Below are 26,664 nucleotides of genomic sequence, written 5' to 3' on the forward strand. Positions count from 1 at the left end.
CATGTCAAAAGTTTTGGATGTAAATTATGAGAATTCATTTTCGTATCATATCTTTCTTGAGAAATCCTTTGATGCTCTGAAAAGTGCTGTTTCAGAACTGGATGTCTGTGAGAGGCGTGCACTTATAATCACAGATACCAACATTGCCCCTTTATATCTCAGGGAAGTAAAGGCTGTTCTTGCTGAGTGTTTCAGCTCGGTGTCTGAGGTTATACTGACTCCGGGAGAACAGTACAAGAATACTGACTCCATAGCTCAGATTTATGAGAAAGCCATACAGGAGAACTTTGACAGAAATGACTACTTTATAGCTTTGGGTGGCGGAGTTGTGGGAGATATGACCGGATTTGCCGCTGCCACATACATGAGAGGGATAAAGTTTATCCAGATTCCTACAACATTACTGGCACAGGTCGACAGTTCCATCGGTGGCAAGACCGGTGTGGATTTCAGGGCTTACAAGAACATGGTGGGAGCATTTCATATGCCGTCACTGGTCTATAGCAATGTCTCAACATTGACAACACTTGATGATATTCAGTATGCTTCCGGCATGGGTGAAGTTATAAAGCATGCACTTATCAGAAACAGAGATTATTTTGATTATCTCACAGAACATGTGGAGGAGCTTAAAGACAGGGATCTTTCGGTTCTTCAGGAAACAGTTTATCAGAGCAACCTTATTAAGAGAGCCGTGGTTGAGATAGATCCGAAGGAAAAGGGGGAAAGACAGCTTCTTAATTTCGGACATACTCTCGGACATGCCATAGAGAAGTGCTCTGAGTTTTCCTACAGCCATGGTCAGTGTGTTGCTTTCGGATGCATTGCTGCCATGTTTATTTCCGGCACTGTCACAGAGGAGGAAGAGCATTCTGTAAGAAAGCTTATGGAGGCTGTTGGGCTTGAGACGGTTCTCAGGAAGATGGATCATAGAGATATCCTTCTTGCCACTCGTAAGGATAAGAAGATGGATAAAGGGCATGTGCGTTTTATCCTGCTTCATTCAGTGGGCGATGCCTTTATCTCTCATGAGGTTTCGGATGAGCAGATGCTCTCTGCGCTTCAATATATCGAGAGAGGATTCGCATTAAATTAAAGATGTTTTAGAGGAAATTTATGAAATCAAGTTTTAAAAGAATTATTCTTTTTTTAGCGGTAGCAGTTTTACTTATCATACCTGACCAGTACACAAAGCAGCTTGCTGTAGAGTATCTTCAGGGAGGTGAGCGGATCACGGTGATAAAGAATATACTGTATTTCCTGTATGTAGAGAACAGGGGTGCTGCGTTCGGTGTATTCCAGGGCGCACAGTATATGTTCTATATCATCACTATTGTGGTGCTTTTCGGTATCCTGTATGCGGTTTACAAAACTCCTTTAAAGGATAGACATTTTTATCCTATGCTTCTGGTGGCAGAACTTGTTTTTGCCGGTGCCATAGGTAATTTTATCGATCGTGTCAGTCAGAAGTATGTAGTTGATTTTATATATTTCAGCCCTATAGATTTTCCGGTTTTCAATGTTGCGGATATTTATGTGACATGTGGCTGTATAGTGATGGTTCTGCTGTTCCTTTTCTACTATAAGGATGAGGATTTTGCATTTTTGAGACCTGTAAAAAAGGAAAATGCTGTTTCTTCACATAGTGAAGCCACACCGGAGGAGAAATGATAGAGATTAAAGTTTCTGAAGAGATAAGCGGTGTACGTCTTGATCAGTTTCTCGGGACACTTGAAGATCTTGAGATATCCAGAAGCTATGCTTCAAAGCTTATAAAGGAAGATCGTATAAAGCTTAATGGCGGAAGCTGCAAGGCAAGTGCAAAGGTTCAGGCCGGAGATATTCTCCTTATAGATATGCCGGAACCTGTAAGCCTTGATGTTGTGGCAGAGGACATTCCGCTTGATATAGTTTATGAGGACAGCGATTTTCTGATAGTCAATAAGCCTAAGGGGATGGTGGTTCATCCTGCGGCAGGACATTATCAGGGCACGCTTGTGAATGCCATCATGAATCATTGCGGTGACGAACTCAGTACCATAAACGGAGTCATGCGTCCGGGCATCGTTCATCGTATAGACAAGAACACGACAGGACTTCTGGTGGTTTGCAAGAATGATAAGTCTCATAGGTCTTTGGCAGAGCAGCTAAAGGTTCATTCCATCACAAGAAGATATGCAGCTATCGTTTGCGGCAACATAAAAGAGGATACCGGAACAGTGGATGCGCCGCTCGGAAGGTCAAAGAATGATCGTAAAAAGCAGGCTATCGATGAGGTAAACGGTCGTGATGCAGTGACTCATTATAAGGTTTTGGAGCGTTTTGGTGATTATACACTTGTTGAGTGTGTGCTGGAAACGGGACGTACCCATCAGATCCGTGTGCATATGGCGTCTATCGGGCATCCTGTTTTGGGGGATGACGTTTACGGCCCAAAGAAGTGCCCGTTTAAACTTGAGGGACAGTGCCTACATGCGAAGGTGCTGGGATTCACACATCCGACTACAGGGAAGTATGTGGAGTTTGATTCAGAATATCCGGAGTACTTCAAAAAGCTTCTGGAGAAGCTTAGAAAGTGATTTCGCAAGTGCAGATGTTAGAGAAATGTTATCTCTGATATCTGCACTTGTTTTTATGTGGAATTTATTTCCAAAAATGTTCGTGTTTTTTAAAACTTCCGTGCATACAATATGCTAAACTAAATATGTATGTTTGCCCTCATGGCTGATAGTCGGGGCTGAAAACAGTTGAGCAGTTAAAGTTTGGTTTATGTCTAAGTTTAATAAGTCAGGAAAAGAAAAGAACAAAAAATCTAATAAGAAAAATATTGAAATTGATAAGAGAGTGAAGAATGCGGTTTCTTTACTTGAAAGATATGTGAAATCCCGGGATCTTCGGGATGTGAGGAAGTGGCTTCTGATCATCATTATGATGCTCGCCACCGGGCTTATAGTGGGACTTGCCACTGGAGCATTTGGCGGTGGCGAAGAGGAAGAAACGACTCCCCGGGCTGCGACCCCGTCGGAGATCCCGATAACGCAGGAGAATACAACGAGTGATACAACCGAAGCAGAAACGGAAGAGGTGTTTGTACCGGAGGCTGATAAGCTGAATCTCGCTTACATTTTCCCTGAAGGGGCCGATGAGTCGGATCCTTTGAACAGTTATGCAGGAGAAGTTTACAAGGAACTGATGAAGGAGGATAATGCCTATCTAGCAGACATTTATGACATTGCAGGTGACTCTCCGAGGACAGTTGCGGGAAGACTTGGGGTGAGCGGAAGTCGTGTCATGGGAAAGTACAATCCCAAGGATTCCACTCATGATAAGGATAATCCTGCCACATGGTACATTTCTTCATTTAAGAATGTTAATGTCTCTTTCTACAATTCTGACGGAAAGAGAGTAAACGAATATTCTAATGTAAAGGATATCATGTCTATGGCGTCGGTTTACTGCTACCATCATGACTATCTTGATGTGGAGACATTCAAGGAGTACTGTCGGGAGCTTTACAGCAAGTCCAGAAGCTATAAGATGAGCATTGGCAGTGTTTACTATGATGACGGTTGTATAAACCGTTCGGCAAAGGAAGAAGCTGACGATGCGAAGAAGGCGGATAAGATTCTTGAAATCCTGAGGGAACATCTCAGTAAGGTGGATTCTGAAGTGGAATCTCCGGAAAGCGATAGCGGGTCACTGAATTCCGCTTCCGGTGAGACTGCATCAGCAAACAGCTCATCGGTTGAAAGTTCGTCGGGGGATTATGCGTCAGGCGAAAGTACCTCTGCTAAAGCTGTATCAGGTGAAATTATTTCAGGTGCTTCGAATCAGGCCGTGGAAAGTTCTCTGGCAGGAAATGAAACTGTGGCCTCGTCACAGGCGGTTGAAACTGCAGCTTTGGCTGATTCGACAAGTGAAAAAGTGGATGATTCCGTAGCAACGGATACCTCATCTTCACAAACAGCGGTTTCTGCTGATGCAAATCCTGCAGAGACTTCTGCAGGATTTATAATGCAGCCCGGGTACGGAAGTAACGGATCCGTACTGATGGAGGATTTCGCTGTAGAAAGTGCTCCGCAGGAAGTTATCCAAAGCGGAGGCGGATCTGTAGCGGCTGCCGGAAGAGACACAAGTGTTGCGATTACACCTTTGGATACACTGCCATTGCCCGGCAATCCGAATGCTGCCACGGAAACCGTTAATGAAGTATCGGAGGGTGAGGTGTTACTTGAGGATGCGGCTGCCGGAGATACTTCGGAATCTGTGGCAGAGAATGTGAACACCGCTGAATCCACCAATGCTTCAACAGAGGAATCCACTCAGGAAAGTGACGTTACTTCCGAAGGAAACATTGAACGGATTCTCAAAGAAAAGTACTCTGTGGATGATCTTCGCAATATGGATGATACAATGCTTCTGAGTCTTATAAAGGAAGCTTTGGAGGCTGAGGCAGAGAAGAAGGACAGCAATTCCGAGACTGATGTAAAGAGTAAGAACTATTGCCCGGGACATGTGGATCTTTATGTCAGCGTAACCATAAAGGGTTTTGAGGATGAGAAGGGTCTGAAAACTATTGAGTTTGAGCCAAAGAGCACAGATTCTGAAGCTGAGGATGTGAAGGCTCATGAGGAAAAGACTGAAACATCCGGTAAATCTGATTCAGCAGAGAATACTAAGAAAAAAGCGACTGATGAAACATCCGGTGCAGAGTCAAAAAAGGCAGGCGTAAAGTCTGGAAAATCAGGTTCGGAGGGATTGAAAAAGTCAGGAGAAAATCAGCCGGAAACGGTGGAAAAACCCAATGAAGGTATGATTGATGACATGGATGAAACATTGGCTTCGGACGGAACGTCAGGCTGGCAGGGATGGACTGAGGAGAGTATCTCTGAAGTGGAAAGGCTGGTTTCCAGAGACTGGTTCAAGACTTATGGGTTCTCCATTTCGACCATTGATCCTAAGAATCCTCTCACGGAGGAAGAGATATCCAGATATCTTGACGGACTGCCCGATGATATTTCCGGGGACAGAAAGAAGGTCATAAAGTTTGCTCTTGAGTCTGTCGGAAAGGTGCCTTACTATTGGGGCGGAAAGGCAGCAGGAAAGAACTACGAGAAGAACAATTTCGGCTCCGTCGTCCAGTCGGATTACCGTGGACGTGTTCTCAGAGGACTTGACTGTTCAGGATGGGTCCAGTGGGTTTACTGGTCGGCCATCAATAACAATCTAAACGGATCCTGCAGCTCCGGTTCTCTGGTCGGTGAGGGAGAAAGTATAAGGCGTGCGGATCTTGAACCTGGAGATATAGTTATACGTGTCGGTGCAGATTCCCATGTTGTCATGTTCCTTGGATGGGGCGCAAACGGAAAAATGATAGTTATACATGAGAATTCATCGGCGAATAATGTCTCCGTCAATGAGGTGACAGCAAGTTATCCATATTATAGAAAGTTAATAAATTAATTATGCAAAACCCATTGACAATTTTGGGGTAAACAATTAAATTACTTGAGTATGCCGCGTGGCGAGGTTTAAGTGTGATATTTATCACCACCAAAGCCAGCGAGTAATGATAAAAAGGAGGACCCTCGTAATGTATGCAGTAATCCTTACAGGTGGAAAGCAGTACAAGGTAAGCGAAGGCGATATCATTAGAGTTGAGAAACTTGATGTAAAGGAAGGCGACAAGGTTACTTTCGATCAGGTGCTTGTTCTTAATGATGGCGCTATGAAGATCGGAACACCGGTCGTAGATGGTGCTAAGGTATCAGCCACTGTTACTAAGAATGGCAAGGCTAAGAAAGTCATCGTTTACAAGTACAAGAGAAAGTCTGGTTACCATAAGAAGAATGGTCACAGACAGCTCTTTACAGAAGTAAAGATTGATTCTATTGGCTAATTTTTTCATAGTATTTATTGGAGGATAATCATGGCTCATCATAAGGGAATGGGATCTACCAAGAATGGTAGAGATTCGGAGTCCAAGAGACTTGGACAGAAGAGAGCAGATGGTCAGTTCGTTAAGGCTGGTAATGTTCTTTACAAGCAGAACGGAACAAGAATTCACCCAGGTCTTAATGTAGGCCTTGGCAACGATTTCACTCTTTTTGCAAAGGTTGACGGTGTAGTTAAGTACAGCCACCTTGGAAGAGACAGAAAGCAGGTATCCGTACTGCCAAAGGATGCTGAGTAATTTAGCTTAGTGATTCTGTTTATTACCCCTGTGCCGATATTTCGGCGCGGGGGTTTTATACATTGTTTCAATTTTATTTTGGCTCTCTGAGGGTTAGCGACGCATCTATTCAGTCGGCGCGGGGATGCCCTTGGGAAAGGAGAAAAATTTATGTTTGCAGATATTGCAAAAATTTTCATCAAAAGTGGAAAAGGCGGAAACGGTCACGTTTCCTTCAGACGTGAATTGTTTGTACCGTGTGGGGGACCTGACGGTGGAGACGGCGGAAAGGGCGGCGATATCATCGTCGAGGTAGATAAGGGTATGAATACCCTTGAGGATTTTCGTAATCGTCAGAAGTACGTCGCAACTCCCGGTGAGGAAGGTGGCGGAAAGCGCATGCACGGAAAGAACGGTAAGGATCTGGTTCTTAAAGTGCCTGAGGGCACCATCATTCGTGATTTCGAAACGAAGAAGATAATTGCGGATATGTCCGGAGACAATCAGCGCATGGTACTTTTAAAGGGAGGAAAGGGCGGCCTCGGCAATATGCATTTTGCCACACCTGCCATGCAGGCTCCCAAGTTTGCACAGCCCGGTCAGGATGCAAGAGAAATCTGGGTACAGCTTGAGCTCAGAGTTATCGCTGACGTTGGTCTTGTAGGACTTCCAAATGTGGGTAAGTCAACCATTCTTTCAATGTGTTCAAACGCAAGACCGGAGATCGCAAACTATCACTTCACAACACTTACTCCGCATCTTGGTGTAGTAGGACTTAAGGGTGACCGTTCATTCGTAATGGCTGATATCCCGGGCCTTATCGAGGGTGCATCTGAGGGTATCGGCCTCGGACATGAGTTCCTTCGTCATATCGAGCGTTGCAAAGTTCTGATTCACGTTGTTGATGCTTCCGGATGCGAGGGCAGAGATCCTGTAGAGGATATCAAGACTATAAATGATGAGATTCTGAAGTATGATCCTGAGATTCTGAAGAAGCCTATGATCATCGCATGCAATAAGACTGATCTTATCATCGATGAGCAGGGAACAGACAGTGCTGTAACCAGAATCAAAGAAATCTACGAGCCACAGGGTGTGAAAGTTTTTGCAATTTCTGCAGCGACCAATACCGGTCTCCGTGATCTTCTTGAGGCTGCATGGACATATGTAGAAGAAGCCGGGGCCAAGGAGATTGAGGTTTACGAGAGCGAAGTGGATCTCGAGACATTAGGCCACAAGGAGCAGCTTGATATCGAGTACAAGAAACTTGATGCCAATACATACTCCGTTGAAGGACCTAAGATTGAGAAGATGCTTGGCTACACCAATCTTCAGGTTGAAAAGGGCTTCGAGTTCTTCCAGCGTTTTATGGACGAACAGGGCGTTATCAAGCAGCTTAAGAAGATGGGTATTCAGGAAGGTGATACCATCAGAATCTATGGACATACCTTTGAGTACTATGATACAGACGCATACGAAGAGGGGGATATGGAAAGTGCTATCGAGACAGCATTCCCTAAGCGTCATCAGCCAAAACAGAACGGAGAAGAAGAATGAAGAAATATATCAGAGACAGTAAGATGCGTTCTGAATTAAAGGGCGCTGCAATGACCATCGAGCCGGTACTTTCTATAGGAAAGAACAGCATTACACCGGAACTTATTGATGCAGTCAGAGAAAACATCGTAAAGAATGAGCTTATCAAGATAAATATTCTCAAGAATTGTGATGATGATCCAAAGGCCATCGCTCATACTCTTGCAGGACGTACACAGTCAGAGGTGGTTCAGGTTATCGGTCGTAAGATCGTGCTTTACAAACCTAATCCTGACTTTAAGAAGAGAAAGTTTGAGATTTCCAAGGCAGAGATCAAGAGCGGCAGCAGAAAGCCCGGTAATGTCGGAAAGCGCAGGAATCATAACACTGAAATCGCAGGAGCCAAGAATAAGGCTTCACGCAGCGGTATGAGCCTCCGTTTTGTTGAAGAGGACGATGAGGAGTTCGATAACGACGTAGAATAAGAACTGCATTATCTTATGCATAGGGCAGAATGAAAGTCTTATGCTTAGGATGGCTGAAGCTGAGGAAACAATGATTATATCAGTGTTTCCTCAGTGTCTTCGGCGTCGTGGCACGGATTTTCAAAGGAAAGTTGATACTTCGCATCGAAAATCCGGTCAGGGAAAGGCTTTAATCAGCGTTTCCCTGAAAAACATTGGTTTTAAGGTGAGTTCAGGGATTTAGAGGTGCAGTCATGTGCGGTACTAAGGTTTCGCAGGAGTCATCTGTGAAATGTCAGAATATAAAGAAGAAAGTCGGAATTATGGGAGGTACTTTTGATCCTGTTCATAATGCTCATTTGTCTCTTGGACAGTGTGCTCTTTCACAACTTTCTCTGGATGAAGTATGGTTCATGCCTGCCAGGGATCCGTATTTTAAGAAAAAGAAGAATGTTACACCGGCGAAGCTAAGGTGTGACATGACTTCTCTGGCGGTTTCGGGGCATCCGGGTTTCAGACTTTCATTGTTTGAACTTGAAAGAGAGGGAGAAACCTATACGGCTGAAACATTGGAACTGCTTAGTGAAAAGTTTCCGGATATTCACTTTTATTTTATCATCGGGGCGGATTCAATGTACCAGATAGATACCTGGTGGCATCCGGAAAACATCATGAAGCTTTGCACACTTGTTGTGGCAGGAAGACATTATCCTGATGGTCAGAGGAGTTTTCAGGAACAGGTGAACTATCTGAGGGAAAGGTTTCAGGCTGATATCGAAGTTCTGGATTTTTCGGAAACGGATATATCAAGTACCATGATTCGTGAGATGGTGGCTGAGGGCAGAGACATTAGCCTGTTGGTACCTGAAGCGGTTATGCATTATATAGAGGAAAAACATCTGTATAAATGATCATAAGGCATCAAACCATCGTGCAGGCAAGTTCTTTGATACTATTGACCATTACATCGTGATATGATTTCACCAGTATTTTAACCGGAGGCTGACATGGCATCAGATAAGAAGGCAAAGAAAAACGGCGTGAATCCGGATATTTCGGATATTCACGAGTACAGAAAGAAACTGAAGAAGATTCTGAAACCGGAAAGGTATGAACATTCTCTCAGTGTGAGTTTCACCTGTGTATGTCTTGCTATGAGATACGGAGTTGATCTTCACAAGGCGGAGGTAGCAGGGCTTCTTCATGACTGTGCGAAACAGTTTTCTGATGAAGAACTTATTAAGCTTTGCAAAAAGGAAAATGTTGAGCTTACTGAAGACATATTGAAAGCGCCTCAGGTTATACACTCGGTATTTGGCGCCGTATATGCCCGTAAAGAGTTCGGAATAGAGGATAAGGATATTTTATCGTCTATATACTATCATACCCTTGGAAGGCCGGATATGAGTCTTCTCGAGGCTATAGTATTTGTGTCCGATTATATTGAGGCGAGAAGATTTAAGGCAGAGAGACTTCCGGAGATACGGATGCTTGCATTTACAGATCTTGATAGAGCTGTTTATGAGATAAATCATGATACCATCACTTATCTCGAAGAGTCCGGAGGGTATATCTGCAAGGACTCCTATGATACGTATAATTACTATAAAGAACTTATGAAAAACCGTGAGTTACCGATATAGATGATAAAGTTCTTTTGGGAGGACTGACGGCAGTTTTTTGCGGAACCAGGTGTGGAAAGGTGCATTTCGAAAACGAATGGTTCTGCCTGGACGATTCCGTAAACACGTCCCTTGGATACGTAGAACTTTCTGTTAACATTACAAGACAATTGACACGAGCATAATTCTATTTAAAGGAGTAATATTTAATGGCTAGTGAAACATCAAAGACAATGGTCAAGGCAGCATATGATGCCATTTCCGATAAGAAAGGATATGACATTACTGTTATAGATATCTCTGAGGTATCGGTCATTGCGGACTATTTTGTGATTGCAACCGCCGATAATATCAGACAGGTTGATGCCCTCAGCGACGCTGTTGAGGATAAGATGGCAGAGCTTAAGTTCGACCTGAGACGTAAGGAGGGAGTTCCTGACAGCGGATGGGTTCTTCTTGATTACAATGACATAATCGTTCATGTTTTTGATAAGGATCAGCGTCTGTTCTATGACCTTGAGCGTATCTGGTCAGACGGTAAGAAGGTCGTTGATGTGAATGAGATCTGATAATTGATCGGATCAGGAGAAGACATATCTAATTAAATGATATGATTAAGTAAAATGCACATTCATGTGTGGCTATAATCCCTGTTTGTGAGGAACTTAGGTTTTTTGATGAAACCTGACACATTCCTTACAAATAGGGATTTTTTCGTACAAATGTTTAATCTAGGTTGCCATGAACAGATGTTTGTGATAAAATCCATATAAAAGTAGTAACTGTTTAAAAAGGAGTTTACCATGGGCAGACATAAAAAACAGCCGGATGCAAATCATATGACCCCTAAGCAGCAGGCGGTGTTTGATTATATCAAGCAGTGTGTCATTGAAAGAAATTATCCGCCTTCAGTCAGAGATATATGTGCGGCAGTAGGACTTAAGTCTACATCCAGTGTGTTTACATATATCAATGATCTTGAGACGATGGGACTTATCAAGAAAGACCCGGCGCATCCACGAGCACTGATGATCACAACCTCTGAGTTTCATGCTGAACCTTCAGAATCTATAGTTCCTGATCGTGAAGTTGCGCAGGTTCCACTTATCGGAACAGTTGCAGCAGGTATACCTTTACTTGCCGAGGAGAATGTCACAGATTATTATCCTATTCCTGTGGATATGCTCCCAAATCAAAAAGTCTTCATGCTTACTGTCAAGGGTGAATCCATGATCAATTGCGGTATCCTGAACGGTGACAAGGTTATCGTTGAACAACAGAGTACCTGCCATAACGGAGAGATTGTAGTTGCGCTGGTTGATGACAGTGCCACTGTTAAGCGTTTCTACAAGGAAAACGGACATATCAGACTGCAGCCTGAGAATGACAACATGGATCCGATTATTGTTCCTGACTGTCAGGTTCTTGGCAAGGTCATCGGTCTTATCCGCATGGGCGTGAAGTGATTAAGCAGTATACACAAACGGACATATAGGAATATACTTATGATCGAGAAGAAAAAAGACACATTCGGATACGATATCATGTATCACAGATTCAGGATGGCCCCGAGAGACGGAGAAACCGTTGATGATCTGAAACATGATATAGCTGAGCTTTCGGATAAACTGAAGGCTTGCGGTATTTATGTGCATTTTCTTGAGAGCAGTGTCGAGAAAAGAACCGGAAGACATAAGGACGGTTTCATAAATGTGGAAGTGGGTATACATGAACACCACAGGACCAGAGGTGCAGGGTGGTTTAAAAGAAAAGAGACCAGGGTTACGGTCGCTGAAGTCTACGAGTATTCTCAAAGCCATAATACTAAAGAAACGGCGGAGTTTGCCGCCGTTTCCGTTAGAACACTATACAATCGGAAGACTGCACTTAAAAATGCCGGTAAATGGCATGAGAACAACAGTAATATGTTTTAAATCATGATCTCACACTTTGAAGTCTTTGCATAATTTCTAAAGCATTGTGTGTAACCCTGTGACCCGTATAAATGGTATACAGGTTGTTTTAGGAAAGGCGATGAGGATGGATATTAACAGTATTGAAACAGATGGTTCATTGATCAAAAGTGCATTTATGCTCTTCGATAAGATGTCTGAGATACAAAAGAATCTTCCTGTAGCTTATGCCGTTTTTCGCGTTATCATGAATCCGGAAGGTGATGGAGCTGTGGATGCAAAGTATCTCTATGCCAATGACAGATATTGCCAGGGAGTCGGATATGAAAAGGATAAACTGTTGAACCAGCATTTGACGGATACCTATTCCGATAACTGCGAAGAGTTGCTGTATTTTACTTATCGTGCAGCTTACTTCGGAGAAGAAAAGCATCATACCATATACAGTTATTCACTGGGGCATTGGGTAGAGTTTACCATTGCTCCAACCAATATAGACGGATGTTGTATCGTGGTCAGCACATTCATTGATGACAGCCATTTGGAGAGAGAACTTCTTCGCCGTAATTCCACTACTGATGATGCTATCGTGCGGATTGCAAGAATGATTAGCAGTGAAGGCGTTTTTGAAGACATCATGAATAATATGCTGAGAGAACTCAGCCTGATCATACATTCTGACAGACTGTATATCATGATCACTGATGATGTGACTATGGATGCCAGGTTTGAGTGGTGTACGGAAGGTGCCGAATCATATATAGACAGATTGCAGAGCCTGAGCTTTGAGAAGTATTTCATAAACTGGAGACATTATCTCAATGATGATGAAGTGATACAGATAGATGATGCTGCCACTTTGAAGGAAAGCGAACCGGCTGTATATGATGCTCTCATGAAGGGTGGAGTAGAGAGATTTGTCTGTGCACCTTTTTATGACAATAAACATAAGCTCCTGGGATTTTTATGTACAATCAATTATGTGGCCAATGAAAAGATAGATACTATCAAGCTTATAAGGACGATTTCTCATTTTATAGGTTTTAGAATAAGAAATCATACCTTGCTTCAGCTGTTGGATTACAGAGGCAGCCATGATGAGTTGACCGGTCTTAAAAACAGACGTGTATTTGGAGAGTCTCTCAAGGTTACGTCAAGATTAAAGGATCATTTCGGTATTTTTTATGTGGATCTCAATTTCTTTAAGCATGCCAATGATAATTACGGGCATATGGTTGGAAATGAAGTCCTTAAAGAAACTGCCAGAAGACTTTCAGCTGCTTCTGATTATGAGGTTTACAGGTTGGGCGGAGACGAATTCGCTATACTTGTGGATGATGATATCTCAGAAGAGGAATACAAGGATATTCTCAGAAGTCTGGATGAGGCATTTCAAAAGCCGGTGTTGGAAACGGATGAATATACCATAAATATCGGCATCAGTGCGGGTTTTGCGATGGCACCGGTTGACGGAACCAATCCCAATGAACTTAGAAAGATAGCTGATATGCGTATGTATGAGAATAAACGTCGCATACATGAAGAACTTATGAAAAACAGTAATTAACAATTAAATGGCAGGTTCTCAAAGAACCTTCCATTTAGTTAATCGTTTCTGAGATGCACTTTGTTTCTAGCGCTGCGGCGACGCTCATCTTCGAGGGCGGCGTAGTGTTTTTTTGTTGTATTTACATCATTGTGTCCTAGAACATCCGCTACAAGATAAATATCTCCGGTTTCTTTATAAAGATTTGTTCCGTAGGTACTGCGAAGCTTGTGTGGCGTTATATGCTTAAGTGGTGTAACAGTTTTTGCATATTTTTTCACCATGTATTGAACTGAACGCACGGTAATTCGCTGGTTACGAAGGGAGAGGAACAGAGCGTCCTCGGAACCGGTTTCTGCAATGATATGTTTTCTGTAATCCATATATCGTCTGAGGACTCCTTCAACTTCATCACCGAAGTAAACAGTTACTTCCTTTCCACCTTTTCTATGTATATGAATACCATCATTATTGAAATCTATATCTCCGATATTCAGTCCCACACATTCTGAAACACGGATGCCTGTTCCAAGCATCAGTGTCATCATGGCACTGTCGCGAAGCTCTGTTTTATCATGGAATATCTGCTGCCTTTTAGTGAGTCCGTCTCCGTTTTCGACTTCATCCAGAAAATCAGCAACTTCATTTACATCCATACGGATTATTTCTTTATCTTTAAGCCTGGGCATCTGTATCAGAGCGGCCGGATTATTTTTTATAAGCTGATTTTTGTAGAAATAATTGTAAAAGGTGCGTAGTGAAGCAACCTTTCTCTTAATTGCTGTACGGCTGTTGATAACGTCGCTGACAATGACATTGCCTTTAGAATCTTTTCTTGATTGTTTTCGATATTTCAGGTACTCCATGTAGTCTTCGATATCAAGAACCGATAAATTATCAATATCATCCAAATTGAAATCCGAAGTTTTACGACCCTTATATAAAGGATTCTGATCAATAAGAAACTGAAAGAAAACTTTCAGATCGTATGCGTATGCGATACGTGTTCTTGATGAGGTTCTTTGCTCGATGCCTCTGAAGAAAGTGGTACAGAACTTTGGAAGTTCAGAAAGAAGTTCTCTTAGTTTAATTGTATTATCCCTGTCAACCTGTTCATGATATTTTAAGGCCATTTATGCCCTCCTGAGTATTATTTTTCGCTGATTGTTGTTTTTGAAGTAAAATGCTTCTGCATTGATATATTTTACACATATATGATAATAAATTCACAAACAAGCGATTGAATTTCACATTCTTTGTCTATTATAACAAATAGAAACGGGAGAGAGTTAAAAGGTTTTGCGAAATAATGACGTATTTAACAAACAAATAGAACGAAATTTAAACATATTGACATACGAAATGCCTATTATTTTCATATTATTAAACTATGTTGCGGTTGCGAGGTACTACTCTCGGTGATATAATTGCACTTGGTCAAGTACAATGAGAGACCAAAGAGACAATGTCAGGTGTTTGCGAATGCCTGATATGCAGCATCAGTCCTTCGCGAAGCGAAATATTAAAGGACTGTTGTTCAGAGCGAAAGAGGTAAATGACATGAATGATTATTTGGAAATTGTAAATGTTCACGCACGTGAGATTCTTGATTCAAGATCTAACCCAACAGTTGAGGCTGAGGTAACTCTTGCAGACGGTACTGTTGGAAGAGCAGCCGTACCAAGTGGTGCTTCCACAGGTCAGTTTGAGGCTCTTGAGCTTCGTGATGGCGATAAGAGCCGTTATGTAGGCAAGGGTGTTCTCAAGGCTGTTGAGAATGTTAATACTCTTATCAATGACGCTTTACAGGGTGTAGATGCATCAGACGTATATGCAGTAGATGCAGCTATGTTAAAGCTTGACGGTACAAAGGATAAGTCAAAGCTCGGTGCTAACGCTATCCTTGCTGTATCACTTGCATCAGCTCATGCAGCTGCTGAGTCTCTTGGTGTTTCTCTTCATCAGTTCCTTGGCGGTGCTGCCGGCTGTGAGCTTCCTGTTCCTATGATGAACATCGTTAACGGTGGTGCACACGCTGCAAACAACATCGATGCTCAGGAGTTCATGATCATGCCAGCAGGCGCTCCAAGCTTCAAGGAAGGTCTTCGTTGGTGTTCAGAGGTATTCCACGCACTTCAGTCAGAGCTCAAGGCTAACGGTCTTGCAACAGCTGTAGGTGATGAGGGTGGTTTCGCACCTAACCTTGCTTCAGATGAGGAAGCTCTTGATTACATCGTAGCAGCTATCAAGAAGGCTGGTTATGAGCCTGGTAAGGATTTCGTACTTGCTATGGATGCTGCATCTTCTGAGTGGAAGAGCGATAAGCCGGGTGTATATCACCTTCCAAAGGCTGGTAAGGATTTCACAACTGACGAGCTCATCGAGCACTGGAAGAAGCTTACAGAGAAGTATCCTATCATCTCTATCGAGGATGGTCTCGATGAGGAAGATTGGGAAGGCTGGCAGAAGATGACCAAGGTTCTTGGTGATAAGGTTCAGCTCGTTGGTGATGATCTTTTTGTTACAAATGTTGAGAGACTTCAGAAGGGTATCGATCTTGGAGTTGCTAACTCAATCCTTATAAAGCTTAACCAGATTGGTTCTCTTTCAGAGACAATGGATGCTATCAAGCTTGCTCACAAGCATCACTACACAGCTATTGTTTCTCACAGATCAGGTGAGACAGAGGATACAACAATCGCAGATCTTGCTGTAGCTCTTAACACATGCCAGATCAAGACAGGTGCTCCTTCAAGATCAGAGCGTGTAGCTAAGTACAACCAGCTCCTTCGTATCGAGGAGGCTCTTGGTGATGGTGCTGACTATCCTCAGTTCAACGCATTCAACGTTAAGAGATAATCTTATATTGAGATGATTTTCCGGCGGTGCAGCTTAGGCTGTACCGCCTTTTTGTCGTTTTAAGCTGATTTTTATCGGTTAAATGAACATCAGACAGGAAAAGAGGAGCTATTAAATTGTTGGGTACATTAGAAAATTAATTTTAAAGATTTAATGCATAATAAATGAAAATTCCATAAATGTGAGTTGTGAGATTATATAGAGAGTATAATGATAGCGGTAATATCAATAACCAAAAGAAACAATAAACAGAAGCTTTAGTTGAGTGAGGTATGAATTATGGATTTTCGTAAGCGGATTATAATTATGGTGGCAGTATTGGCTTTGTTACTACCTGTAACGGTTTATGCAGATTGGGGAGATTATGATGTTACATACGTTCCGTATTATTCGACATATGAGTATACTGTTACGGAAGGTGATCCTATGTATGTGGTCTTATGTGATGTCAGTGTGTCATTAAGAACTTATCCGACTATGAGTTCTGATATTGTGACTCAGGTTCCGGTGGGCGAATGTGTTACATTTATTTCCGATGTAGGAAATGGCTATTTATATGTGGACTACAATGGTCTTGATGGATTTATACTTGCTGATTATCTTGATTACTATGAGCCTCAGACATATGTGTCGAGGTATGGCTGGATAGTAAATGTAGATTATTCTGCAAGTCTCAGAAGCCTGCCCAGTACCGATTCTATGGTATATGTACAGATACCTGCAGGATCGATGGTAAAGGATATTTCATACGCAAATGATATGTTTTACCGGGTTACATATGATGGAATCACCGGTTATGTTTTGCAATATCTGGTTGATACAGAATCTGTAGGTTGATGTTTGCTCGGGGTAATCAATAAATATTGTTTAAGGATATAAAGACCTGTTCTTGATGCGGTTGCAGCATAAGAACAGGTCTTGTTTTGTAAAGATAATATAATCATAAAAATCCAAATGGCATGGATGAGAAGACAGCCGACTCATGAATATTATTTTCATGGACGGGATAATCGACTCATAGATTAAATCATTTACATGAAACAAAATAACTTTCCGAAATTGTATATAAGAAAAGTGTATTGGAATATCATTAAAACGGCAACATTTAAAAGATGCCGATTTTCTAACCCTTTTTTGTATTTCTGCGTGATACGATGAATATATAGACACCCAAAGCAATGAGAAATGTAAAAACAAGCCAACCACATGGAAGTTTTATGATTTCGTTCATGAGAAGAACAGAGCTGATCATGATAAAAAGTGAGGCAGCTGACTGGATGTTGCCTATCAGTTCATATTTCTTTTGAAACCAGGGATATTCGGTATCATGAACCAACAGACCGTCATGAACGTATTGTCTTGTGTACAAAAGTGCATGTTCCGGATCATTATTGTAAATACCATGTTCATGAAGGAAAAAATCGCCTTGCATGCATAATGAATAAATTTTATTGTATACAATATTATCTGTTAATTCAGATACAGGAATAGAGTAAATAGTATAAAGAAAAACGGTTCCGGTATCGTTTATACGTTCGAGATAAAACAGTGGCGATAAAGGAAGTGAATTAAAAGTTTCAAAGCTGTCAGAAATACGACGGTTTTGAATTTCGGATTTTAATTCTAAAAAAGAATTCCTATCAATCAATATTTGATCCAAAGTATTGCAGGATTCTTTATTTTTGCCGGTAATTATACTAAGGAAGAATAAACTGTCCGGATGTTCAATATAAAAGCGCCTGAATTGATTTATCCATACTGATTCGGCACGAAGAGATTCAATTCCGGTTTTTATTTCGGAATATGAACCATCGGCAGTAAAATATCTGGTTTTGATATTTTTATTTCTGAGGCAGGATACAGACATCAGGGTCTGAACAGGGCGGGTGTCCATGTCAAATTTTAGTTCGAAATTGTCCAAATAATTCATAATTCAATATTGCGCGAAACACCAGTTTAACGAAATGATGATGACGCATAGTGATAGGTCCGTCCCTAAATTGAAGAAGTTAACGAGACTTTCATGGATTATTATACCACAAAAGGTCTCGTTAACTTTTTCATTCAAGTGTGATAGGTCCGTCAAATGAAATGTTAAATGCTTAATTGCAACAGTTAATGCTCAAATGAGCGTTTACCTTTGCAAGTGACGTATAGCGATGTGTTATCAATTGTAAATGTAAACGCTCACTTCCCACATAATTATTAACAATGCTTTCATCCTGCATGTATCCTGCATGTTCAGATGATTCTTCGTGATGGTCAGTAGACTACGATTGATTATCATCAAGGTGTGCCTCAGCATACTCCTCAAAGGCGGTCTGCCAAATCCTGTAAGCTGCGTTTGTCTGGTGAATCCCCTTATCACTGCAATATTGTTTTGCAAGATTTCCCTCACTGTCATAGAGCCTTGACGCTATGTCTATATAGCCCCAACCGTTTTCTGCTGCCAATGCTGCCATCTGCGCATTAAACGCACGGATGGTGTCATTGTTAAAGTCCTCTTTAGCATTTTTATATATGGGTGTTGTACTTACAATAGTGATCTTTATATCAGGTATCTCCTGCTGTATTCTCGTAATATACTGAATATACTTTGCCACAGTTTGGTCTGTACCTCCCCAAAGGTCATTCAGCCCAAAGAAAGTATAAATGTGTTTTGCTCCCATAAGCTTTAAGGAATCCCAGGCATACATCTGCTGTCCCTGATATATGGGATGTTTGGATTTGCCGGAAATGTTCATAAAGGCATTATGAACAGAATAACTGACACGGGTTAAAAATTTAAGATTCTGAAACACAGGAAATGCACTATTATTTGCAGCATAATTTGCAAAGCCTTGAGCTACCGAGTCGCCTATAACAACAGAATCCTTGAAAAATTCGCTGATTTTTTGTGCATGCAATGCTTCTTCCTGAAGTCGTTTCTGTTCTTCAAGCCATGCTCTGTTCTGCTGTTCCCGAAGAATTTCTTCCTCTGTCAATGTTCCTGCTGTTGTTTCCTCTCCTGATCCTGTAAGCGCGTAATCTGTTTGTGTCAAACCGGGTGTATATATACCCGTGCTTTCCGTTTCGGGAACAGTTGGAAATGCTTCATTTGCAGATTCAGAAAGCCTCTGCGTATCTGCATATGAACTTAATACAGGTGTTACGGATAATGTTGTAATCAGCAATGCCGCGGTAATAGTTCTATTTTTCATAATATTTTCCCCTTCCGAATAGAGGTGTAGTGTCTACTACACACTATAAGGCAACAATTAAATATTGCCGAACTCCTTCTTCCTTACCATACTATCAGCATAATGATATTAAAAGGCCATTATCAATAGAGATATCATTTTTAATCTGACACATTATATGACTGTTTACGCCGTTTCAGTCACAGCCCTTTCATTATCTTCTTTTTCTTGTACATAGCCATGTCTGCCCTATGGAATACCGAAGCAACACTGTTGTCCTGATGACTGTCATAAAGCGCGTATCCAAAGGCGATTGAGGTTCTCTCCCAATCATTTATTTCGAAAGCCATGGCTGACTGACTGTTTAACTCATCAATCTTAGCCAAATGATAATCAATGTTTTCATAGTCGGCATTTTTTAGTACGACCACGAATTCATCCCCGCCGATGCGGAAAACGGGCGAGTATTTAAACTCTTCACAAACTACACGTACATTATGGATAATGTAATCATTACCTCGATCATGACCGTAAGTATCGTTTATGGCCTTAAGATTATTCAGGTCAAATACTGCAAGCCCGAAAACAGTATTGCCAGCCTTGATTTCTTCTGTAAGATTGTAAACGGCTTCGTCGTAGGCAAGCTTGTTGTGAACACTTGTCAATGAATCTGTTCTTGCCATTTTACTGATCTGTGAAACTTCTATCTTCTTCTCGGTCAGCTCATTGGTCATGGAAATAATGCTGGTAATATTGTCATTCATATCACGTTCCATTTGTTTCATGGATTCACAGAGCTGTTCAATCTCATCGCCTGTATGTATGTCCAACTCAAGGAATCGGGAGCTGGTAAGAGAATTTTTTCTGTCTGTGCCGGAATAACTGAGTGCAGCGTCACGGAGGTTGTTTATAGGGCTTGTAACGGTTCTATGGACATATTTTATGCATATAAAGCATATGATCAAGGAAATGAATCCATCCATAAGGAATAGCCATAAAACCTGCCTGTTCTGCTCCTGATCGATATTCTTCATTGATATGTCTACAAATGAATAACCTGCTATCTTTTCATCGGAAGTATAGATGGGAACTCCGGCAGTGACAAGGTTTCCGTACAGTTCTGTATCTGTCATGTATGCAGGAAAACCAGCATCGGGATTCGTAAGGATATTTTTGTTTATTTCAAAGAGTGGGTCAAAACTTCCCGGTGGGCACTGATCTTCCATAGCTGAGTCTACAAGGTACAAAACCGACTTTGTGTCAGCATCAACCCAACTTATATATGTGCACTGTATTTCGTTTACATTATGAACTTTTCTCAGATACTCCAATAAAGCCAGATAGTCTGAATCGTTTTCAATAGATGAAAAACGGGAAATATATACATTGAAGTCATCAGAATCCCAGTATTCTGTACTGACTTTAGGCTCTGTTTTGTCATAGATTTCAATTATCTTATCTTTAAGACGCATGACAGTATCGCCATCTATTGTCGCAGCAATGGTTGCAGCGAGCTCAGTGGCTTTAAGCTTGTATCGTCTCGTAATATAATTGTTGATAATATGTGCTCCTGCCAGTATGGAAGCGGAGCTGACAATAAATGTGATTATCACGATAAAGAGTGCGGCTTTATAGCGCAATGAGTGTTTGTATTTCCTGCTCATTATAAATCCTTAGCCTCCTCTCTTTTTTTGCTTTGCCAACATAATACCGTGTATGCGTGCTGCGCATCATCAGTGAGCGGCAAATCCTTATGGCATTTATTCCATTATATGACAAATGCCGAAATATCATTCATTCTATCAATAGACTTCGACAAATTTGACGTGAAAATTAATGGAATATATACGAAAACCTGCTCACCTTGGCATTTAAAGCTTAAGGAGCAGGTTTTTTATAATTATTTACTGTGAAATGACAGGGATTTATGGCAGATTCCTTTAGGAATCTGCCATAAATCATGTTGGGCGGGCCATAAAGCCTATCCCCCATTCTCAAGCAAGCTTGATATGTGGGACAGGCTTTTGTCCCTTGACTTATATTATAGTCTTGATAACTCAGTTTCCCTTTCGCCATGTTCTCGGAAGGAACAGAATCATCATAGGAAGAATCTCAAGTCTTCCTGCCAGCATATCTATAGTAAGGACTATCTTACTTAGATCAGAATACTCTGCATAGTTTCTGACAGGTCCGACTGCACCGAGACCCGGTCCGATGTTGTTGAAAGTTGCTGCGACTGCTGAGAAATTGGTGACAAAATCAAAGCCGTCAAATGAAATGATGAAAATTGAAACAAGGATGATCAATACATACATCACGAGGTAGCTGTTAACCGAAGCTACAACGGATTTATCGACTTTCTTGCCTTCCATTCTAATGTGCTTTACAGCTTCAGGATGAATCAGTACAAGAAGTTCCTTTCCAATCTCCTTAAACAGGATCATGATTCGTGATACCTTGATTCCACCACCGGTGGAGCCTGCGCAGGCACCGCTAAACATAAGGAATAGTATGATCATCTGGCATGGTTGCGACCATGTATCAAAGTCCAATGTTGAAAAACCTGTGGTGGTTATCAGAGATGAAACAGTGAAAAAACTGTGATGCAGTGAATAAATCAGGTCTCCTCCACACAGCTTAAGGATGTTGAAAGCGATAAAAAGGGTTGCCGATAAGACAAAAATCAGGTACATCCTTGCTTCTTCACATCCCAGCGCATCTTTGAACTTTCTCTTTTCGCACAGGTAGTAAACATTAAAATTCACACCGAACATCAGCATCGCTATAGTGATGAGGAACTGGCTGAACATGCTGTAGTCGGCCATTCCTGAATTTCTGACAGCGAAACCGCCCGTTCCGGCTGAACCGAAGGCGATGCACAGTGAATCGAAAAGTGACATTCCGCTGAGCATAAATATTATCACCCACGCCAATGTCAGTAAAAAGTAGATTTTGTAAAGTGCTTTTGCCGTGTCTGCAACTCTGGGAACCATCTTGCTGACATCAGGTCCGGGGGATTCGGCCTTCATGATCATCATATTGTATCCTCCCCCAAGAGGAAGAATGGTGAGAACCAGAACGAGAACACCCATGCCTCCTACCCAGTGACTGAAGGAACGCCAGAAAAGCAGTCCCTTGCCGAGATGTTCAACGTCACTGAGAATCGAGGCTCCGGTTGTTGTGAAACCGGAAACTATCTCGAATACAGCGTCGATGTAATGAGGTATCGTTTTGCTTATATAGAATGGTAATGCTCCTATCAGAGACATCACCATCCAGCTCAAAGCGCAGACTACGAAACCTTCACGAATATAGTAGGAAGTTCTTTTGGGCTTCCTTAATGTGGCCAGGGTGCCGATGAGAAAAGCGATAATAGCAGCAACTCCCAGTGCGTGGAAAGCCCAGATTTCCTTATAAATCAATGCACAAACCATGGGCAGAAGCAACAGCGCCGCCTCGAGCTGTAATACCCATCCAAGTACATATACGATCATATTGATGTTCATTAAACTAAGCTCCCTTATGCAAGAATGTCCTTAAGATCGTTAAATCCGGTATTGGTGGTGATAACGATAACATTGTCTCCCGGAAGCATGTAATCAGAACCTCCCGGTGTGATGAGCTTGTTTCCTCGAACGATGGCTGCGATAAGGACATTTTTCTTGAACTTAAGCTCGGCAAATGTATGCTTAATGAGCTCATTGTTGTTTCCAACCTTGAATTCAAGAGCCTCAGCCTTGCCGTCTGCAATCTTGTACAGAGTTTCAACGTTTGAACCCTGTGAATTCTGAAGAGCTCGAACATATTGAACAATGTAGTCTGCAACAATCTGCTTTGGATAAATGATGGAGCCTAGATTGAGCTCATTGACAACATCATCGAAAGAGATACGGTTTATCTTTGTGACAAGACGTGCATGTGACATCTTTCCGGCATAAAGAGAAAGCATGATATTCTCTTCGTCAAAGCCTGTAAGTGAGCAGAAAGCATCTGTATTCTCTAGACCTTCACGGATAAGAAGATCCTGATCTGTTCCGTCTCCGTTTATGATTGTGGCATCAGGGAACTCGTCTGCCAGGAAATCGCATCTATCCTTGTCGATCTCAATGATTTTGAGTTTACCCTTGAGCTTTGAAGCTTTCATTGACTTTGCAATGTAGTAAGTCACACGACCGCCGCCTACGATCATGATATCCTTTATAGGTGAGAAGCTGATGCCCAGTTTCTTTACGAAGGAGTTTGCCTGCTGTGCACCTGCTATAAAGCTGATGACATCCCCCTCCATGATCTCATGGATACCTGAAGGAATGATAACTTCCTCACCTCTTTCGATTGAACATATCAGGAGATTGATGCCAAGAGTTCTGGAGATATCCATGATCTTCATGCCACAGATTTCACTGTGTTCAGGAACCTTAACTCTGATAAGGTCGATTTTTCCTCGTGAAAAGCTATCAATCTTCATGGCTGACGGGAAACGGAGAAGTCTTGAAACTTCCTTGGCTGCCGCCATTTCGGGATTGATGACCATAGCCAGGTTAAGTTCATCACGAAGATATGTGATCTCATCTGTATATTCCGGATTTCTGATACGTGCTATGGTGCTGCAGTTACCCTCCTTCTTTGCGATAAGGCAGCAAAGCATATTTATCTCATCTGAATCAGTGGCAGCGATGAGAACATCTGCATTCTTAACTCCGGCTTCCTGCTGTGTTTTCAGCATGGCACCGTTTCCGTTAATTCCCATTACATCGATGGTATCCACAGCATGGCGAAGAGCCTTTTCGTTGTGATCTATGATTGTAATGTTGTGATTTTCCTTGTTGAGCTGTGCGGCCAGAGTCAGACCGACTTTGCCGCAACCTACAACGATTATATTCATACAAATCTCCATTAATGAATAAGTCCGGTCAAATAGCAAATGTGAAATGAAATATTTTTTCAGAATCACCTGTGCAGAAGTATTGACGGGACTTATACATAATTACTAAATATTGGTTTTATCCTCTTCTCCTGAACCTGCCTTATCCCTCTCATCCAGATCCCGCTGCAACGGTTCCAGATAATGTACGAACATATCCTTGTGTGAACGTATGGAATAATTGTGGTCAAGTTCGTCATAATTGAAGGACTTTTTGCCACCGTTTTCCATTCGCTCCCAAAAGTAAAGTATGTCTCTGAATGGAATATAGTAGGTTTCATTTCTTGTAGTGAAAGAAAGAATGATAAAGCTTATTCCACCCTGCTCCTCAAAGGCCTTCATGAATCTGACCTGATGTGGATGGAGGTTTTGAAGAGGCCAAAGATCCTTGGCACATTCCTTCGCATCAAAACATACAGGAATGCCTTGAACTACGCCAATGTAATCCACAGTAGATTTCTGGTCAAAATATGCCAGTGTTATCTGAGTGTGGTCTTCATTCATATTGATAGGCGTGATAGGAGTGGGAATCTTCTGCACCACTGCAAGGTGCTTGTCGAAATACGCATCATTTGTGCGATTAATGAGGTCTTCAAGTTGTGAACCTCGAAGACCTCTGGATTTCCATGTGCCCATTATTTACGGCTCTCGTTAAGCCAGTCGCTCCAATCGGAAACCATAGTAGACTTGTCATCAAAATAGTTGATGCGCATTGCCTCACGACACTCTGCGAGAGTTTGATTTGTGACTTTGACTGCGTGGTCTGTACCTTCCTTAAGGATGTCATAAACAGAAGCGATATCCTTCTCCCACTTTGTACGCTCGGCACGAATAGGTGTAAGCATCTCTTCAACAACCTTGAGAAGGAACTTCTTACACTTGACGTCACCAAGACCACCTCTCTGATAATGCTCCTTCATCTCGTCAAGGTTCTTGTAATCAGGAAGGTAATCCGCAAACTGACTGTCATCACGAAGGAAAGCATCAAGGTATGTAAATACCATATTGCCTTCAACGTGACCCGGATCTGCAACATTGATATGAGTAGGATCTGTATACATGCTCATGATCTTCTGCTTTACAGAAGCCTCATCATCAGACAGATAAATGCAGTTTCCGAGAGACTTTGACATCTTGGCCTTGCCGTCTATACCCGGAAGTCTTCTCTGGGCCGCAACATCAGGAATGAGGATATCCGGCTCAACAAGAACATCGCACTTATAGATAGTATTGAAGCGGTGAGCAATCTCGCGGCACTGCTCAACCATCGGCATCTGGTCTTCACCTGCAGGAACAGTTGTTGCCTTGAATGCTGTGATATCTGCAGTCTGTGATACAGGATATGTAAAGAAACCTGCCGGGAGACCTGCTTCGTTATCGTCGGAATCATTACCGCTGAAACCGCGCATCTGCATCTCTGACTTTACTGTCGGGTTTCTGGAAAGACGCTGGGTTGTAACCAGATTCATATAGTAGAAAGTCAGTGCGTGAAGTGCAGGAATCGCGGACTGAATTGATATGAATGACTTTGCAGGATCGATACCGACTGAAAGGTAGTCAAGTGTTACCTCGATGATGTTGTCGCGAACCTTCTTCGGGTTTGCCCAGTTGTCGGTGAGTGCCTGATCGTCTGCAACAAGAATATTTATCTCATCAAACTTACCTGAGTTCTGAAGCTCAACTCTTCTCTTGAGAGAACCGATGTAGTGACCAAGATGAAGCTTTCCGGTTGGTCTGTCTCCGGTAAGGATTATTTTCTTTTCACTGTCTTTAGCTAACATGTGTGCCTCCGGTAAAATACATATAATTACGTGAATGTCAAAGCTCTTGACACGCACAGCTGAGGTTTAACCTCACTGTTGTTGAGATGCCCGTAAGTTCCTTCAAATGGCTGCACATCAACACATTTCCGTAAATTATAACATATCAGAATGCATTTTTAAACAAACTTATGGAGTCCCCGTCTATAGAAATGACGTCGAAACGGCATGGAGTCCCTGTGAGACTGAGATGCTTTGACATCAGGTAGGCAGTGGCAACTTTCTTCAGCAGACTCTGCTTTTTAATGTCTACAGCTTCGCAGCCATAACCATGCCGGGAACTCTTTCTGGCCTTTACTTCAACAAAAACGAGAAACTGGCCGTCCCTTGCGATAATGTCGATTTCATTCTTATGGAATCGAAAATTGCGCTCAAGTATCGTATACCCATTCTCTTCAAGATATAAGGAAGCTTTTGTTTCTGATAGAAACCCCTTCAGGTGATTATCCCGCCTTGCTTCCGAACGGACATTGTTTTTGTTATCGGATGATGTCCTTTTATCTGCCCGGGCTCCTGATGAATATTCCGTCGAAGAGATTCTTCCATAGTGAGAAGGCCTTTTATAGGAACTGAATACAGGGGGTAATGTTTTCTCACTGTCAGATGTTTTTCTGTTTTCTGTCATGTCCGGA

23 protein-coding genes and 1 pseudogene are annotated in these 26,664 nt (G+C 42.0%); 16 read left to right on the plus strand and 8 right to left on the minus strand.

The features are described 5' to 3' along the window. The first annotated feature begins 1 nt into the window (after window position 1). The 14 genes and pseudogenes from aroB to BM294_RS00880 all read left to right on the plus strand — a co-directional run bounded on the left by aroB (window position 2) and on the right by BM294_RS00880 (window position 13,274). Window positions 2-1,096 carry a 3-dehydroquinate synthase gene (gene aroB, locus BM294_RS00815; protein WP_091203973.1) on the plus strand — a complete coding sequence of 365 codons (1,095 nt, stop codon included), beginning with the start codon at window positions 2-4 and terminating at the stop codon, window positions 1,094-1,096. Between the two features lie 20 nt (window positions 1,097-1,116). Continuing rightward, window positions 1,117-1,671 (plus strand): signal peptidase II, encoded by a 555-nt coding sequence (gene lspA, locus BM294_RS00820; RefSeq protein WP_091203974.1) that lies wholly within the window; start codon window positions 1,117-1,119, stop codon window positions 1,669-1,671. Then, a complete protein-coding gene (locus BM294_RS00825; protein WP_091203975.1) occupies window positions 1,668-2,579 on the plus strand; it encodes an RluA family pseudouridine synthase in 912 nt (303 codons plus the stop codon). Before lspA ends, BM294_RS00825 begins: the two co-directional genes overlap by 4 nt. 190 nt (window positions 2,580-2,769) lie before the next feature. Beyond that, the gene (locus tag BM294_RS00830) at window positions 2,770-5,463 is read left to right on the plus strand and encodes a C40 family peptidase (protein ID WP_091203976.1); all 2,694 of its coding nucleotides are present in this window, start codon (window positions 2,770-2,772) and stop codon (window positions 5,461-5,463) included. Window positions 5,464-5,593: 130 nt separating this feature from the next. Next, window positions 5,594-5,899, plus strand: a complete 306-nt coding sequence (gene rplU / locus BM294_RS00835; RefSeq protein WP_031553068.1) for a 50S ribosomal protein L21 — start codon at window positions 5,594-5,596, stop codon at window positions 5,897-5,899. A 30-nt stretch (window positions 5,900-5,929) separates the two neighbouring features. Further along, the gene (gene rpmA, locus BM294_RS00840; RefSeq protein WP_091203977.1) at window positions 5,930-6,193 is read left to right on the plus strand and encodes a 50S ribosomal protein L27; all 264 of its coding nucleotides are present in this window, start codon (window positions 5,930-5,932) and stop codon (window positions 6,191-6,193) included. Window positions 6,194-6,343: 150 nt separating this feature from the next. After that, the gene (gene obgE / locus BM294_RS00845; protein ID WP_091203978.1) at window positions 6,344-7,729 is read left to right on the plus strand and encodes a GTPase ObgE; all 1,386 of its coding nucleotides are present in this window, start codon (window positions 6,344-6,346) and stop codon (window positions 7,727-7,729) included. Then, a pseudogene (locus BM294_RS16525) lies at window positions 7,726-8,022 on the plus strand (YhbY family RNA-binding protein); the annotation flags it as partial. The gene obgE and the pseudogene BM294_RS16525, both read left to right, overlap by 4 nt. Before the next feature lie 437 nt (window positions 8,023-8,459). Further along, entirely contained in the window at window positions 8,460-9,083 is a 624-nt protein-coding gene (nadD, locus tag BM294_RS00855; RefSeq protein ID WP_242944372.1) for a nicotinate-nucleotide adenylyltransferase, read from the plus strand. A gap of 96 nt (window positions 9,084-9,179) precedes the next feature. Further along, entirely contained in the window at window positions 9,180-9,815 is a 636-nt protein-coding gene (yqeK, locus tag BM294_RS00860) for a bis(5'-nucleosyl)-tetraphosphatase (symmetrical) YqeK (RefSeq protein WP_091203982.1), read from the plus strand. 188 nt (window positions 9,816-10,003) lie between these two features. Continuing rightward, entirely contained in the window at window positions 10,004-10,363 is a 360-nt protein-coding gene (gene rsfS, locus BM294_RS00865) for a ribosome silencing factor (RefSeq protein ID WP_091203984.1), read from the plus strand. 234 nt (window positions 10,364-10,597) lie between these two features. Further along, window positions 10,598-11,260, plus strand: a complete 663-nt coding sequence (gene lexA, locus BM294_RS00870; RefSeq protein ID WP_091203985.1) for a transcriptional repressor LexA — start codon at window positions 10,598-10,600, stop codon at window positions 11,258-11,260. A gap of 39 nt (window positions 11,261-11,299) precedes the next feature. After that, complete coding sequence (locus BM294_RS00875) at window positions 11,300-11,728, plus strand: hypothetical protein (RefSeq protein WP_091203987.1); 429 nt, start codon at window positions 11,300-11,302, stop codon at window positions 11,726-11,728. Window positions 11,729-11,834: 106 nt separating this feature from the next. Then, window positions 11,835-13,274 carry a sensor domain-containing diguanylate cyclase gene (locus tag BM294_RS00880; RefSeq protein ID WP_175494389.1) on the plus strand — a complete coding sequence of 480 codons (1,440 nt, stop codon included), beginning with the start codon at window positions 11,835-11,837 and terminating at the stop codon, window positions 13,272-13,274. A 38-nt stretch (window positions 13,275-13,312) separates the two neighbouring features. Here BM294_RS00880 and BM294_RS00885 read toward each other — a convergent pair whose 3' ends face one another. Next, window positions 13,313-14,386 carry a tyrosine-type recombinase/integrase gene (locus BM294_RS00885; RefSeq protein WP_091203990.1) on the minus strand — a complete coding sequence of 358 codons (1,074 nt, stop codon included), beginning with the start codon at window positions 14,384-14,386 and terminating at the stop codon, window positions 13,313-13,315. A 427-nt stretch (window positions 14,387-14,813) separates the two neighbouring features. Between BM294_RS00885 and eno the strand changes: the two genes are divergently transcribed. After that, window positions 14,814-16,112 carry a phosphopyruvate hydratase gene (eno, locus tag BM294_RS00890; protein ID WP_091204154.1) on the plus strand — a complete coding sequence of 433 codons (1,299 nt, stop codon included), beginning with the start codon at window positions 14,814-14,816 and terminating at the stop codon, window positions 16,110-16,112. 279 nt (window positions 16,113-16,391) lie between these two features. Then, window positions 16,392-16,949: an SH3 domain-containing protein gene (locus BM294_RS00895; protein WP_091203991.1), complete on the plus strand. Its 558-nt coding sequence runs from the start codon at window positions 16,392-16,394 to the stop codon at window positions 16,947-16,949. Window positions 16,950-18,382: 1,433 nt separating this feature from the next. Here the strand turns inward: BM294_RS00895 and BM294_RS00905 are convergent. The 7 genes from BM294_RS00905 to BM294_RS00935 all read right to left on the minus strand — a co-directional run bounded on the left by BM294_RS00905 (window position 18,383) and on the right by BM294_RS00935 (window position 26,657). Next, window positions 18,383-19,312 (minus strand): SGNH/GDSL hydrolase family protein, encoded by a 930-nt coding sequence (locus BM294_RS00905; RefSeq protein ID WP_091203994.1) that lies wholly within the window; start codon window positions 19,310-19,312, stop codon window positions 18,383-18,385. A 179-nt stretch (window positions 19,313-19,491) separates the two neighbouring features. Continuing rightward, entirely contained in the window at window positions 19,492-20,955 is a 1,464-nt protein-coding gene (locus BM294_RS00910; RefSeq protein WP_091203996.1) for a sensor domain-containing diguanylate cyclase, read from the minus strand. 393 nt (window positions 20,956-21,348) lie between these two features. Next, on the minus strand, window positions 21,349-22,797 hold the full coding sequence (locus BM294_RS00915; RefSeq protein ID WP_091203997.1) for a TrkH family potassium uptake protein: 1,449 nt from the start codon (window positions 22,795-22,797) through the stop codon (window positions 21,349-21,351). A 14-nt stretch (window positions 22,798-22,811) separates the two neighbouring features. Continuing rightward, window positions 22,812-24,173: a Trk system potassium transporter TrkA gene (gene trkA, locus BM294_RS00920; protein ID WP_091203999.1), complete on the minus strand. Its 1,362-nt coding sequence runs from the start codon at window positions 24,171-24,173 to the stop codon at window positions 22,812-22,814. A gap of 105 nt (window positions 24,174-24,278) precedes the next feature. Then, the gene (locus BM294_RS00925) at window positions 24,279-24,848 is read right to left on the minus strand and encodes a Holliday junction resolvase RecU (RefSeq protein WP_091204001.1); all 570 of its coding nucleotides are present in this window, start codon (window positions 24,846-24,848) and stop codon (window positions 24,279-24,281) included. Further along, window positions 24,848-25,993, minus strand: coding sequence for a tryptophan--tRNA ligase (trpS, locus tag BM294_RS00930; protein WP_091204003.1), 1,146 nt, complete (start codon window positions 25,991-25,993; stop codon window positions 24,848-24,850). Before trpS ends, BM294_RS00925 begins: the two co-directional genes overlap by 1 nt. Before the next feature lie 145 nt (window positions 25,994-26,138). Next, the gene (locus BM294_RS00935; RefSeq protein WP_091204156.1) at window positions 26,139-26,657 is read right to left on the minus strand and encodes a YraN family protein; all 519 of its coding nucleotides are present in this window, start codon (window positions 26,655-26,657) and stop codon (window positions 26,139-26,141) included. Window positions 26,658-26,664: the final 7 nt, after the last annotated feature.

This window comes from Oribacterium sp. WCC10, assembly GCF_900113415.1.
GTDB lineage: Bacteria > Bacillota > Clostridia > Lachnospirales > Lachnospiraceae > Oribacterium.